Origin of the sequence: Paraglaciecola sp. (assembly GCF_030730205.1) — a bacterium.
Classification (GTDB): domain Bacteria; phylum Pseudomonadota; class Gammaproteobacteria; order Enterobacterales; family Alteromonadaceae; genus Paraglaciecola.
In genome coordinates this window covers 17,503-30,871 of sequence record NZ_JANQVQ010000293.1, presented here as the reverse complement: position 1 = coordinate 30,871, position 13,369 = coordinate 17,503, and the positions used below count along the sequence as shown (strand labels likewise).

The following is a 13,369-nucleotide window of genomic DNA, read 5'->3' as shown; positions in this document are numbered from 1 at the left end:
ACCAAATTAACGTTGCTACAACAAGGAGCCGTTAAGATACTCAGTGCTTTTTAAATAAGTTATTCACTACTTCTTTTTCCTACTATTTGTTATTTCGATTATCACTGCTCTTTTATTCAAGGCTTTTTTCAGGCATCTTAATTACTAATCGTAAAACGCTAGTTGGCTGTATTGATTAAAACCAGTGTATTCAATTATTTGCAATTAAAAGCTTATTTTTTTAGCTATTCATACGATAACCTAAAAGACCATAGGAAGATCGCCCATTAATGAATTTGCAACTCGCTAAAGATACCAAAGTACTGATTGTTGACGATCAGGTTCTTGCCAAAGGCTATATGAAGTATTCCCTAGAAGAATTAGGCTTTGGGGATATTACCTATGTAGACAAAATAAGCTTGGCGCTTACCACTATTCGCAATCAACGTTATGATCTCATTATTTGTTCGTATAATTTAAAACGAGAACAGGATGGCTATTATTTCTATGATGAAATTAAAACCAATGGTGAGTTACCGTTAAGTACGGCCTTTGTTTTTATCAGCGCCGATACCAATTCAGACTTGGTCCAAAGTATTATCGAATTACAACCGGACGATTTTTTAGCCAAACCCTTTACCGTAAAAGAACTTGACCGGCGCTTAAGCCGAGTACTGGCTCGTAAAAAGGTGTTGCACACCGTTTACATCAACATTGAAAAAAACCAGTTTCAACGTGCCTTATCAGAAACAGAATTATTTTTAGCCAACCCCAAAAACTCCGAGTTTTTTCCACTTGCCCTGAAGATCAAAGGTGAAATGCTGTGTGCTTGCGGGCAGTATGCTCAAGCCAAAGACTTTTATTTAGCGATTTTAAAAGTACAAACCTTTGCTTGGGCGCAATTAGGTTTAATCAATGCTTACCTGCATTTAGATGAAGACGAGTCAGCTGAAAAATTAGTTCTTCGTTTAGCATTCAAACCAGAGTCACAACTGGCGGCCTATGATTTATTAACGGCGCTACAAATCAAACAAAACGATTTTGATACTGCACTTGAATGTGTGTTGATGGCCAGCGAAATTTCACCCCGAAATATACGCAGACATAAAACCGCATTAGATTTATCTCGTATTACCCACGATTACGAAACCCAGTTTGACGCCGCCAAAAAGATTGTACGTTTTGCCAAAAATTCCATTCATGACAAACCTGAAAATTACTTAAATGTGGCCCGTGCCGGTATTGATTACGCCATGACAGCTGACGAAGGTGATACCGATAAACTTGTACGTCAAGCCAATGAATACGTCAGACAATTAAAAGTCGCGTTTCCCAAGGCCGAACTGCAAGAACAAATGAAAGTGATCAATGTTCGTTTGCTCTATCTAGAAAACGAAAAAGAAAAGGCCCGGGTATTAATCGAACAACTCGACGAAGACAATTGGGAAAACGAAGGTATTGATGCCTTATTAGACAAAGCCAAAGCCTTCCATGAAGTGGGGTTGCATGAGCGGGCGCAGGCCATCTTAGCGCAAATTGAATTTCGCTGTAAAAACCAACCCGATCAAGGTGAGATATTTCTGCACTACATTCACCAAGAGATCCAAGAAAAATCCACTATAAAGTGCAGCTCTCGTGAATTGAACAACAATGCGGTTAACTTTTATCGTAACGGTGATGTAGAAAATGCCTTTGATAGCTTCAGGCAGGCTTACACCATCATGCCAAAAAACGCTTCTATTGCATTGAATTTACTGCAATTAATAGCCGCTAAATCAAGCAGTCTGGGTGGAACAAAGAGCAATAATCAGCTCGTGAAAAAATGCATAAAAACCGTTGAAAATAGTGTGTTGAGCGAAGAGCAACAAGAGCGGTATCATAAGGTCCGCAGCGTGCTTGATGGCATGGCTTGAGATCTTAACTGTAAGATCGCAAACATCGTCTTAAGCCCCTACAAGATTTTTGGTACCTGTGGGTAACTCAAGCGCTTTATAAACTTGACCAGCTTCATTGGTTTTAGCCCTCACAAAAAGCAAACGCAACCAATATACGCCTAATTTTAAGGCGTATATCAACTGCAAGAACTAATAGTTTAGAGACTCAGAAGATCGTTTAACTTCGCCGATTATCTACTGCCCTTGTCTTGATCGAATTTGCTGTTTACCCGCTGGTCGTTTATCACTGCGTTTTTTATTGCTCGGTTTTCTGCTGGAATTCGTGGAATCTGAGCGAGTGGATTCAGTGGGCTTTTTAGCAACAGGTTTAGGGCTACGTGGCTTTTCTGCTGGCGCTTTTTCCTTTGTGACATTCCCCGTACGGCTTTTGTTGGCTTGATTGACACGATGTTTTTTCACCGAGCGACGCATGCGGCTCAGCTTCACGTGATCCAATTTACCCGGGTCGAGTTTAATCAATGTTTCCTTTTCATCGGGCAATTGCACACTCGAACGCAAGGCATTTACATCAGGCAGCATCAATTCAATCCACCCCCCCTGCGGTAAGCGTTTTTGCAATTCAAGTGCACCATAGCGTACCCGAATTAAGCGGCTCACTTGCAAACCTTGCGATTCCCACATTCTGCGCACTTCACGATTTCGTCCTTCAGATAAGGTAACGTGATACCAACTATTAAGGCTTTCTTCGTCAGTGGGGAGTTTTCTGATCGAGGTAAATTTAGCAACCCCGTCTTCTAACTTCACGCCTTTTTGCAAACGTTTTACATGATCGGGTTCAACTTCTCCGAACACACGTACTGCGTATTCACGTTCAACTTCATGCTTAGGATGCATCAGGCGATTTGCAAGCTCACCGTCATTGGTAAATAACAATAAACCACTGGTATTAAGGTCAAGGCGGCCAACTGCAATCCAACGACCATTTTTGATAGTGGGCAAACGGTCAAATACCGTTGGACGGCCTTCAGGATCTTTACGACTGCATAACTCGCCTTCCGGTTTGTTGTACATCAATACACGGCAGATCACCGACTCTTGCTCATGGCTAATCAAATTGCCATCAACCCTAACTTTGTCTTCGTTTTCAACGCGATCGCCCAAAGTGGCAAGTTTGCCGTTAACCGACACTCTACCTTGCTCGATCCAGGTTTCCATTTCGCGTCGAGAGCCGAAGCCTGCATTGGCCAATACTTTTTGTAATTTATCACTCATTAATGTAATTGCTCAGGTTCATCTGTTGCACTAACGTTTATCACATCAGGCTCAACAGATTGGACTAAAGGGGCATCATCTGTGCTGCTATTTGCAGATGCACTAGAAAATAAATGTTGTGCTTGAGACTGGCTTTGCATCTCGACAAAGGTGTCAGCACTGGGTAACTCACTTAAACTTTTTAATGAAAAGTAGTCTAAAAATCCCTTGGTTGTCGCATAAAGTGAAGGTCGGCCTGGCACTTCTTTGTGGCCAACCACTTTGATCCAGCCTCGCTCACTCAATGATTTGATAATATGACTGCTAACCGACACACCGCGCACGTCTTCTATCTCTCCGCGAGTAATGGGCTGACGATAAGCAATCAGAGCCAAGATTTCTAGCATGGCTCTGGAATATCGAGGGGCTTGCTCTTGCCATAATTTACTAAGCCACGGACTAAGACTGTCTGCAGATTGAAATCGAAAGCCCGAAGCCACTTCAACCAGTTGTATACCGCGTGCTTGATAATCGAGAGTCAGTTCTTTTAATACTTCGTTGAGAGCCGTTTTACTCAAGGTCAAGCCCTCTAGCACAGTACTGTGTAATTGCTCACGATTAATCGGACTGTCTGCAACAAAGATAGCGGCTTCAACTAATTGCTTTAGTTGCACTTTAGAAATTTTAGCCACTACTGTGCCTCTTTCAATTTGATATGAATGTTGGCAAATGGCGCATTTTGTACAAGATCTATCACACTTTCTTTTGCCAGTTCGAGCACCGCTAAAAACGTCACTACAACACCGGCTCGGCCTTCACTGGCATGAAATAATTCATCAAAGCCAGTAAAATGCGTGGCAGTAATTTTTTCCAAGATCAAACTCATTCTCTCCCTTGTCGACAGCACTTCTTTTTCAATATGATGATGTTCAAAAGCTTGTGCTCGTTGCATCGCAGATTGAAAACCTAAGACCAATTCTTGCAAACTTACCGGCGGCAGAATGCGGATCGGGGCAACAGATTCAGCTGCCTGTGCTTTTGCTTGAAAACTATCACGCTCCATACGAGGAACAGCATCGAGTTCTTGTGCCGCGAGTTTGATCAATTCATATTCTTTTAAACGTCTTATTAATTCGGCGCGGGGATCGTCTTCATCTTCGTCAGCATCTGGCCGCTTGGGTAACAGTAAGCGTGACTTTACCTCAGCCAAAATAGCCGCCATAAGTAAATATTCGGCAGCTAATTCAAGTTTGAGATCCTTCATCAACTCAACATATTCCATATATTGCAACGTAACTTGGTAAACCGGCAAATTAACAATATCGAATTTTTGTCGACGAATAAGGTACAGCAACAAATCTAATGGCCCTTCAAAAGCTTCAAGGATAAGCTCAAGCGCGTCAGGCGGAATGTACAAATCTTCTGGTTTTTCAATCAAAGCTTCGCCATTTACAAACGCCAATGGCAGCGGTTGCTGCACAGGATCGTGTTGTGAAAAACGCGATAACTTGATGTCAGAAGATTGGGTCAAATCGAATCCTTTACCTTAAACAAAAGGACTAACGTCGCCACTGCCATGACGGATGATCGTGGTTTCGCCTTCCGACAAATCAATCACCGTGGTTGGTTGTTCACCAATAGAACCACCATGAATAATCAAGCCAACCTGACGTTCAAGTTTATCGCGAATATCATCTGGATCAGACTCAGCCACAATTTCACCGGGTAGTATCAAGGTGGTAGACATTAGTGGCTCACCCAATTCTTCTAATAGCGCTAAGGCAATTTTGTTATCTGGCACTCGAATACCGATAGTCTTACGTTTGGGGTTTTGCAAACGTTTCGGTACTTCTTTGGTGGCTTTTAAGATAAACGTATAAGGACCTGGCGTGTTATTTTTGATCATACGAAACGCCACGTTGTCCACCCGTGCGTACTCAGATAGCTCAGACATATCACGGCACATGAGGGTAAAATTATGATCTTTACCAATTTGGCGTATACGGCAGATTTGCTCAAGGGCTTCTTTGTCATTCATATGACAGCCGATTGAATATCCCGAATCGGTGGGATACACCACTACCGCGCCTTTATGAATAAATTCACACGCTTGTTTAATTAAACGTGTTTGCGGGTTGTCGGGGTGAATATAAAAAAACTGACTCATTCTTTGAATTCCTTAGTTACTGTCACAGCAAGTGGAAATGGTTTTGCTCAGCGAGTACTGACACTGGCTTTACGTTAAATCATACCGCTTAAATTCCAATCACGCCATATTGGTACAAGCGTGGATGGTAAGGTGAGGTTCTTGCCAAGCTCGGTCCAGCGATTTGGATAATGAAAATCAGAGCCACTTGAGGCAAGCAAATCATGTTCGCTAGCTAAGTCAGCTAACAATTTTTTCTTTTCTGGACTTAAATGAGAATGGATCACCTCCATGCCATCCCCGCCGACCTGGGCAAACTCAGCCACCAGCCTTTTTAACCACTTGGTAGTGAGATCGTAATGGCCTGGATGCGCCAGCACTGCTTTGCCTCCTGCGTCTTGGATCCACGTAACCGCTTCTTGTATGCTGATCCATTGGGGTTTTACGTGGGCTTTTTTACCCTTACCAAGGTATTTTTTAAAGGCCGCTTCCATATCGTTAACCAGCTGTCGATTCACCAATACTCGGGCAAAATGAGCGCGGGTAATCTGGCCTACACCTGCAAGCTCTTTGGCTTGTTCAAACACTCCGGCAATACCCACTTTGGCTAATTTGTCTGAAATTTCTTGGGCTCGTCGGTCACGCTCAGCACTTTGCTGGGCTAAGCGAGCTAAAAATTGCGTATCGCCATGATTAACATGTAAACCGAGAATATGAATATCGAAGTTATGCCACGAAGTCGAAATTTCGACACCAGGCATGATTTGCATCTCGCGCCTCAAGCTTGCCTGATAATCGAGGGCTTCATTAATGCCATCCACCGTATCGTGATCGGTAATTGCTAGCACATTTACTTGCATGTTGTGCGCACGATCAATCAACTCCTTGGGCGATAATTGGCCGTCTGAGTAGTAAGTGTGGCTGTGCAAATCTATTTTCATTGGGTGGACTTCGTCAGGTAGTGTGAGTTTTTCACTTGCTTAGTTTGCCCGCTAGGACTTTTTTATTTAACTTATAACAAATTTCAGTGTTGACAGCGCAGCGATTTTGTTTTCTTCTATACGCCTTGGTTGGGCGCATTATACCCTAACTTATACGATATTCAGACAATTCATTGATTTTAAGTAAAATGAGTGAATCAAACACAGTAGCAAAGCGACAAGGTTAAATGACATATGTTGGTATCAAACACGTTTTCTAACACAATTTGGTGGTGGCACAACCTGAACTAACGGGCTGTGAGTGTTTGTATTGCTACAAATAAATTTCCAAAAAAGCCCGTAACTAACGGGCTTTTTTTTATGTTTTTTTGGCTGACCATTAAACAAAAATGAAAACCCAAGGTCAGCGGAATTATTAGGTCAATAAACGAGAAAACATCATGAGTCTAGCGCAGTTAACGGAACAGGTCGGTAAGGTTGAAACATTAGTAGTGCAAGCTGACTATGTGGCCGATCCTCTTCATGCTTACCAATATTTATGTCAAGGCAAGAGTAACAATTTACTACTTGAATCTGCTGAAATTGACAGTAAAGATAATCTCAAAAGTTTGTTGCTGGTTGATGCCGCGCTAAAACTTGAATGTCTTGGCCACGAAGTAAGCTGCCAAGCACTGACAACCAATGGGCATGCCGTCCTTCCTCTATTTATTGAGCATTGCCCAGCGGGTGTTGAACATCAATTTGATAGTGCACAAGGGAGAATTTCATTACGCTTTCCCGAGCCTGATAACAGTTTAGATGAAGACAGCCGCTTGAAAGCCCCTGCCGTCTTTGACGCACTGCGCCTTATTTTGCAAAAAGTCACTGCCATCAGGCAACATCCTCATTCGGTCTTTTTAGGCGGCGCTTTTGCCTATGACTTATTGGCCAGTTTTGAAAAATTACCTGATGTTAAAAACAGCGCGAATACCTGTCCTGATTTTGTTTTTTATCTAGCCGAAAGTTTGGTGCTAATTGACCATCAATCGCGCCAAACTGAAATTATTGGCAGCGTATTTAGTGGTCTTAATGTTGGTAATAACTATTTTGCTATCAGCCAACGTTTAGAGCAGATCAAACATAAACTCGCCACCATCAAGCCATTACCAAAGGAGCCTTGCACTCCGATATCACAAACTGATTTAGTGGTTAATAAAAACGATGAGGCCTTTAAACAAGATGTAGTCAATCTAAAAGAACACATACTCGCAGGCGATATTTTTCAGGTGGTGCCTTCGCGTATTTTTAGCCTGCCCTGCCCTAATCCACAACATGCTTATCGAACATTAAAGCAACATAATCCCAGTCCTTACATGTTCTTTTTACAAGATGACGATTTTTGTATGTTTGGCGCCTCGCCTGAGTCAGCCCTAAAATACACCAAACAAAGCAATCAAGTTGAGATTTACCCCATAGCCGGCACTCGCCCACGGGGTAAACGCGCCGATGGCAGTATTGATTTAGACTTAGACAGTCGCCTCGAGTTAAACCTGCAAGAAGATCAAAAAGAACGTTCTGAGCATATAATGTTGGTTGATTTAGCCCGTAATGATGTAGCGAAAGTATCTAAACCCGGTACCCGATACGTGACTGATTTATTGAAGGTAGACCGCTATTCACATGTGATGCACTTGGTATCAAGGGTTGTAGGCCAACTACGCGATGACTTAGATGCACTAAATGCTTATCAAGCATGCATGAATATGGGCACCTTAGTAGGCGCCCCCAAAGTCAGCGCGGCAAGCTTAATTCGCGAAGTGGAGCAAGAGCGCCGAGGCAGTTATGGTGGTGCGGTAGGTTATATCAACGGCCATGGTGATATGGATACCTGCATTGTGATTCGCTCAGCCTTTGTAAAAAACCAAGTTGCGCACATCCAAGCAGGGGCTGGCGTGGTGTATGACTCCAACCCGCAAGCCGAAGCCGATGAAACCAGAGGTAAAGCACAAGCGGTTATTCATGCCATCATAGCCAGTTCACAAAGCAGTGATACCACAAAAGGAGGCCGAGTATGAACCAGTCAAACAACAACGTTTGCGTTTTCCTGCTCGATAACTTTGATTCCTTTACCTACAATTTAGTAGATGAATTGCGCAGTTTGGGCCTTGAACTGATCGTTTACCGAAATTCAGTACCCGCAGATTTTATCCTGCAAAAAATGCACGAACAGGCCGCAAAGCAAAATGGCAACGGACAGCCTAAACAAGTGATGTTAATGCTATCGCCTGGCCCAGGTAACCCATCACAGGCAGGTAGCATGTTAACCCTCTTAGACTTAGTAAAAGGACAATTTCCTGTATTAGGTATTTGTTTGGGCCATCAAGCTATTGTGGAATCTTACGGTGGCAATATCGTCAGGGCAAATCAGGTTATGCACGGTAAATCATCATTAATTACGCATAGCGGGACAGATATGTTTGCCACCCTTCCTCAGCCTTTACCAGTTGCGCGTTATCACTCTTTAATGGCCGATAATATGCCAGCCGAACTAGATGTTTTAGCGGATTTTAATGGCATTCCAATGGCGGTGGCGCATCGACAAGATCGTATGCTTGGTTTTCAATTTCATCCTGAATCTATCTTAACCAGTCATGGTAGTCAGTTGTTATTGCAAAGCATTGTCTATCTAACCCAAGCTACGCAAAGCGAAGGAGCAAAATGATGCTGACACATGAAATTTTAGAACGACTTTATCAGCAAAAAGATTTGCAACAAGAGCAGGTTACACAGGTATTTTCTCAAGTAGTAAAAGGCGAAATGTCGGATATCGAATTAGCCTCCTTACTGACGGCCTTAAAAATTAAAGGTGAGCAACCTCAAGAAATCGCGGGCGCTGCACAGGCTCTCATTCAAAACGCCGCACATTTTCCCCATCCTGACTATGAGTTTGCCGATATTGTAGGCACCGGCGGTGATGGCCACGACACCATTAATATTTCATCTGCAGCGGCGATTGTTGCAGCGAGTTGCGGACTGAAAGTAGCTAAACACGGTAATCGCAGTGTATCGAGCCAATCGGGATCCGCTGACTTATTCAAGGCATTTGGTTTAAATTTAACCATGGATGCGGCAACAGCACGTCGTTGTTTAGATGACTCAAATTTGTGTTTTTTGTTTGCGCCAAACTATCACGCAGGCATAAAACATGCGATGCCAGTGCGTACCACGTTAAAAACACGCACCATTTTTAACTTACTTGGCCCCTTGGTAAATCCTGCAAGACCCAGCCACATCATTATTGGCGTATACAGTCCTGAACTATTATTGCCCTTTGCCCGTACTTTGCAGCTATTAGGTTATCAACATGCCATGGTCGTGCATGGCAGTGGCTTGGATGAATTCGCCTTACACGGCAACACGCAAGTGGTTGAAATTACGCCTGAAGGTTTATTTGAATACGCCTTAACACCCAGTGATTTTGGGTTAAGCAGCTATCCCTTAGAAGCAATAAAAGGCGGGCAACCCGAAGAAAACAAACAACTTATTGAGCAAGTACTGACTGGCCAAGGTCAAGCAGCGCATCAAGCCGCGGTTGCGATGAACGCCGGTGCCCTGCTGAAGTTATGTGGTAAAGCAGACAGTTTTGCTCAAGGTGCGCAACTTGCCTTACAGGCGATGCTAGACAAACGTCCTCTGGCCACCATTACACAATCGGCTGAACTCAGCCAACAAACGAATAACTAAGGAGTTTGCCGAGTCATGGCTAATGTTCTCGAAAAAATTGTAATCGATAAACTCGCTGAGATAGCACAGCGTAAAATTGACTTCCCTCTGGCACAATTTATTGATCACTTGAAGCCCTCAGATCGCAGCTTTTATGCGGCATTGGCGCAACCTAATGCCAGTTTTATTTTAGAATGTAAGAAAGCGTCTCCCTCAAAAGGGCTCATTCGCGCTGATTTTAATCTTGATGAAATTATTCAGGCCTACGCCCCTTATGCAGCCTGTATTTCAGTACTGACTGATGAAAAATATTTTCAAGGTAAATTTGAATATTTGCAATATGTGCGCAACAAACTCAGCCAACCAGTGATTAATAAAGACTTTTTTGTCGAGGCTTATCAGGTTCATCTCGCCCGCTATTATGATGCAGATGCGATCTTACTCATGTTGTCTGTGTTAGACGACGAGTCTTACACTGAATTAGCGACTCTGGCAGAACATTACCAACTTGATGTCTTAACTGAAGTGAGCAACGAAGAAGAAGCCCACCGTGCCATTGCTTTAAAAGCAAAAATCATCGGGATTAATAATCGAAATCTGCGTGATCTAAGTACCGACCTAGCAACCACTGAACAACTAGTACCTTTAATTAAGCAACACGCTAGCCATGAATACGTACTGATTTCTGAATCAGGTATTTATACCCAACAAGACGTGAGACGTTTATCACCTCTGGTGGATGGCTTTTTAGTGGGCAGTGCCTTAATGGCTCAGCCTGATGTTGGCATAGCAACTAAGCAATTAGTTTATGGTAAGGTTAAGGTCTGTGGCACTACCTCAGTGGAGGGTGCTGATTTGGTAAAAAGTTCGCCAGCCAGTTATGCAGGACTTATTTTTGCTGAACAATCAAAACGCTTTGTCAGCCTCGAAAAAGCTCAACAAATTGTTGAAGCGGTGCCCTTTAACTACGTGGGCGTATTTGTTGATGCCCCCCTTGAGCAAGTTGTAAAGACGGCCCTTAAATTGAAACTATGTGCGGTGCAATTGCATGGCAACGAACAACAACTCTACATCACTGAACTCAGAGCGCAGTTACCTTCAAGCTGTCAAATTTGGTTAGCGAAAGGCGTGACAGACCGCTTACCTGAATTAATAGAAACTGACGTAGATTACTTTTTATTAGATTGCCAAGTTGGTCAGCAAAGCGGCGGTACAGGTCAATCATTTGATTGGCGATTGTTAGTTGCTTTAACAGACAAAACGAAGGTGATATTAGCTGGCGGATTACATGCCGAAAATGTCAGGGCTGCGGCTGAATGCCAACTTGCCATGCTTGATCTTAATTCAGGGCTAGAGTCTGCGCCTGGTATTAAAGATCCACAAAAAATAACCCAAATCTTTGGCTTGCTTCGCCAGTACTAAGCTGACAGCGTAAGCGCTAAAAATAGAGAGACGATAATGAATAAATTAGACAGTAAATTTGGTCAGTTCGGGGGCATGTATGTTCCCGAATTACTCATCCCTGCCCTCGACCAACTAGAGCAGGCCTTTATTGACGCTCAAAAGGATCCAGAATTCCAAGCAGAATTTATGGGGCTGTTAAAAGACTACGCGGGTCGTCCAACCGCTATGACCTTGACGCGCAATCTGGTGAGTAATCCTTTAGTTAAGTTGTATTTAAAGCGTGAAGATTTATTACACGGTGGCGCGCACAAAACCAATCAAGTACTAGGCCAAGCCCTATTGACTAAGCGTATGGGCAAAACTGAAGTCATCGCTGAAACGGGTGCGGGCCAACACGGCGTAGCCACCGCACTGGCCTGTGCCTTAATGGGCTTAAAAGCCCGAATCTACATGGGTGCCAAAGACGTTGAACGCCAAGCGCCCAACGTGTTTAGAATGCGTTTAATGGGTGCTGAAGTGATCCCTGTTAACGCTGGCTCTGGCACACTCAAAGATGCCGTTAACGAAGCCATGCGTGACTGGTCTGGTAGTTATGAAAAAGCCCATTATTTGCTAGGTACCGCTGCAGGACCGCATCCTTTCCCCACAATTGTGCGAGAATTTCACCGTATGATTGGCGAAGAAACCAAAGCGCAAATTCTTGAAAAAGAAGGCCGTTTACCCGATGCCGTTGTGGCCTGTGTGGGTGGTGGCTCAAATGCAATTGGTATGTTTGCTGATTTTATTGATGATCTTAGCGTTAAGCTAATTGGTGTCGAGCCTGCTGGTAAAGGGTTGCACACCCATGAGCATGGCGCTGCAATAGGTAAAGGCACAACGGGTATACTCCATGGCGCTTACAGCTACATCATGCAAGACAATGACGGACAAATAGAAGAGTCTTATTCGGTTTCTGCTGGTTTAGATTACCCTGCAGTTGGTCCCCAACACGCCCATTTGCATGATACTGGTCGGGCGCAATATGTGGCGATAAGTGATGATGAAGCACTGAATGCCTTTCAGTTATTGTCTCGAAAAGAAGGGATTATCCCCGCCCTAGAGTCTTCACATGCCTTAGCCCATGCCTTAAATATGGCAGACGAAGCCGAAGAAGAAACCATTATTGTGGTCAATTTATCTGGCCGTGGTGACAAAGACTTAGCCCACGTACATAGCATTTTGGGAGATCAGAAAAATGGCTAATCACGACAGATACAAAGAAATGTTTGCCAAGCTTGATAACAAAAATCAAGGTGCCTTTGTCCCCTTCGTAATGGTAGGTGACCCCGATAAGCACACCTCGGTCAATATTATCAAAGCCTTGGTTGAAGGTGGCGCTGATGCCTTAGAGTTGGGTTTTCCTTACTCTGATCCAATTGCAGATGGCCCGACAATTCAACAAGCGAGTATTCGAGCCTTATCGCATAAAATAAAAACAACCGACTGCTTCGACGTTATACGCGAAGTGCGTGATGCCTATCCTAAAATTCCAATTGGTTTATTGCTTTACAGTAACTTAGTACTAAAGCGCGGTATCGAGACCTTTTACAAGGATGCCGCACAAGCGGGGGTTGATTCAATTTTAATTGCTGATGTGCCCTTGCGTGAAGCTGATCGCTTTATTGATATCGCCAATGCCGTTGGTATCAAGCAGATTTTGATTGCACCGCCCAACGCTAGCGAAGAAACCCTTGCACAAATTGGGCAGCAATCTCAGGGCTACACCTACTTGTTAGGTCGAGCGGGTGTAACAGGAGCTGAAACCGCAGCAGCAACGCCTACCCATGAGCTTATTGAAAAACTGACTCGGCATAAAGTCGCGCCACCACTTTTAGGTTTTGGTATTTCAAAACCAGAGCAAGTGAGTGAAGCCATTAAAGCCGGAGCTGCTGGGGCAATTTCAGGCTCTGCGACAGTAAACATTATTGCCAAGTACTTGGATAAACCACAAGAAATGCTCCAGCAATTAAAAGCATTTGTTGGCGAAATGAAAGCGGCTACGCAGAAATAAT

General features: G+C 43.6%; 12 protein-coding genes. 7 read left to right on the top strand and 5 right to left on the bottom strand.

The features are described 5' to 3' along the window. Positions 1-269: 269 nt before the first annotated feature. Positions 270-1,892, top strand: a complete 1,623-nt coding sequence (locus tag NWQ57_RS18790) for a response regulator (RefSeq protein WP_306023709.1) — start codon at positions 270-272, stop codon at positions 1,890-1,892. A gap of 216 nt (positions 1,893-2,108) precedes the next feature. Here the strand turns inward: NWQ57_RS18790 and rluB are convergent, their stop codons facing one another. From rluB to NWQ57_RS18765, 5 genes are all read right to left on the bottom strand, one after another. Continuing rightward, positions 2,109-3,146, bottom strand: coding sequence for a 23S rRNA pseudouridine(2605) synthase RluB (gene rluB, locus NWQ57_RS18785; protein WP_306023708.1), 1,038 nt, complete (start codon positions 3,144-3,146; stop codon positions 2,109-2,111). Further along, complete coding sequence (gene scpB, locus NWQ57_RS18780) at positions 3,146-3,817, bottom strand: SMC-Scp complex subunit ScpB (RefSeq protein ID WP_306023707.1); 672 nt, start codon at positions 3,815-3,817, stop codon at positions 3,146-3,148. The genes rluB and scpB overlap by 1 nt, the downstream gene beginning before the upstream one ends. Next, complete coding sequence (locus NWQ57_RS18775; RefSeq protein WP_306023706.1) at positions 3,817-4,656, bottom strand: ScpA family protein; 840 nt, start codon at positions 4,654-4,656, stop codon at positions 3,817-3,819. The genes scpB and NWQ57_RS18775 overlap by 1 nt, the downstream gene beginning before the upstream one ends. A 15-nt stretch (positions 4,657-4,671) precedes the next feature. Next, on the bottom strand, positions 4,672-5,292 hold the full coding sequence (locus NWQ57_RS18770; protein WP_306023705.1) for an L-threonylcarbamoyladenylate synthase: 621 nt from the start codon (positions 5,290-5,292) through the stop codon (positions 4,672-4,674). 74 nt (positions 5,293-5,366) lie between these two features. Next, positions 5,367-6,212: a PHP domain-containing protein gene (locus NWQ57_RS18765; RefSeq protein WP_306023704.1), complete on the bottom strand. Its 846-nt coding sequence runs from the start codon at positions 6,210-6,212 to the stop codon at positions 5,367-5,369. A gap of 440 nt (positions 6,213-6,652) precedes the next feature. Here NWQ57_RS18765 and NWQ57_RS18760 point away from each other — a divergent pair, with 440 nt between their 5' ends. From NWQ57_RS18760 to trpA, 6 genes are read left to right on the top strand one after another with little or no spacing between them, the layout of a single operon-like run. Beyond that, positions 6,653-8,266, top strand: coding sequence for an anthranilate synthase component 1 (locus NWQ57_RS18760; protein WP_306023703.1), 1,614 nt, complete (start codon positions 6,653-6,655; stop codon positions 8,264-8,266). Then, positions 8,263-8,913, top strand: a complete 651-nt coding sequence (locus tag NWQ57_RS18755) for an aminodeoxychorismate/anthranilate synthase component II (protein ID WP_306023702.1) — start codon at positions 8,263-8,265, stop codon at positions 8,911-8,913. The genes NWQ57_RS18760 and NWQ57_RS18755 overlap by 4 nt, the downstream gene beginning before the upstream one ends. Beyond that, on the top strand, positions 8,910-9,935 hold the full coding sequence (trpD, locus tag NWQ57_RS18750; protein ID WP_306023701.1) for an anthranilate phosphoribosyltransferase: 1,026 nt from the start codon (positions 8,910-8,912) through the stop codon (positions 9,933-9,935). The genes NWQ57_RS18755 and trpD overlap by 4 nt, the downstream gene beginning before the upstream one ends. A 15-nt stretch (positions 9,936-9,950) precedes the next feature. Further along, the gene (trpCF, locus tag NWQ57_RS18745) at positions 9,951-11,336 is read left to right on the top strand and encodes a bifunctional indole-3-glycerol-phosphate synthase TrpC/phosphoribosylanthranilate isomerase TrpF (RefSeq protein ID WP_306023700.1); all 1,386 of its coding nucleotides are present in this window, start codon (positions 9,951-9,953) and stop codon (positions 11,334-11,336) included. Positions 11,337-11,372: 36 nt separating this feature from the next. Continuing rightward, the gene (gene trpB, locus NWQ57_RS18740; protein ID WP_306023699.1) at positions 11,373-12,560 is read left to right on the top strand and encodes a tryptophan synthase subunit beta; all 1,188 of its coding nucleotides are present in this window, start codon (positions 11,373-11,375) and stop codon (positions 12,558-12,560) included. Continuing rightward, positions 12,553-13,368: a tryptophan synthase subunit alpha gene (trpA, locus tag NWQ57_RS18735; protein ID WP_306023698.1), complete on the top strand. Its 816-nt coding sequence runs from the start codon at positions 12,553-12,555 to the stop codon at positions 13,366-13,368. The genes trpB and trpA overlap by 8 nt, the downstream gene beginning before the upstream one ends. Position 13,369: the final 1 nt, after the last annotated feature.

What these genes read in the sequence shown, in the direction of transcription:
- NWQ57_RS18790 (WP_306023709.1), top strand. Translation starts at nt 270, where the DNA reads ATGAATTTGCAACTCGCTAAAGATACCAAAGTACTGATTGTTGACGAT.
- rluB (WP_306023708.1), bottom strand. Translation starts at nt 3,146, where the DNA reads ATGAGTGATAAATTACAAAAAGTATTGGCCAATGCAGGCTTCGGCTCT.
- NWQ57_RS18770 (WP_306023705.1), bottom strand. Translation starts at nt 5,292, where the DNA reads ATGAGTCAGTTTTTTTATATTCACCCCGACAACCCGCAAACACGTTTA.
- NWQ57_RS18765 (WP_306023704.1), bottom strand. Translation starts at nt 6,212, where the DNA reads ATGAAAATAGATTTGCACAGCCACACTTACTACTCAGACGGCCAATTA.
- NWQ57_RS18760 (WP_306023703.1), top strand. Translation starts at nt 6,653, where the DNA reads ATGAGTCTAGCGCAGTTAACGGAACAGGTCGGTAAGGTTGAAACATTA.
- NWQ57_RS18755 (WP_306023702.1), top strand. Translation starts at nt 8,263, where the DNA reads ATGAACCAGTCAAACAACAACGTTTGCGTTTTCCTGCTCGATAACTTT.
- trpD (WP_306023701.1), top strand. Translation starts at nt 8,910, where the DNA reads ATGATGCTGACACATGAAATTTTAGAACGACTTTATCAGCAAAAAGAT.
- trpCF (WP_306023700.1), top strand. Translation starts at nt 9,951, where the DNA reads ATGGCTAATGTTCTCGAAAAAATTGTAATCGATAAACTCGCTGAGATA.
- trpB (WP_306023699.1), top strand. Translation starts at nt 11,373, where the DNA reads ATGAATAAATTAGACAGTAAATTTGGTCAGTTCGGGGGCATGTATGTT.
- trpA (WP_306023698.1), top strand. Translation starts at nt 12,553, where the DNA reads ATGGCTAATCACGACAGATACAAAGAAATGTTTGCCAAGCTTGATAAC.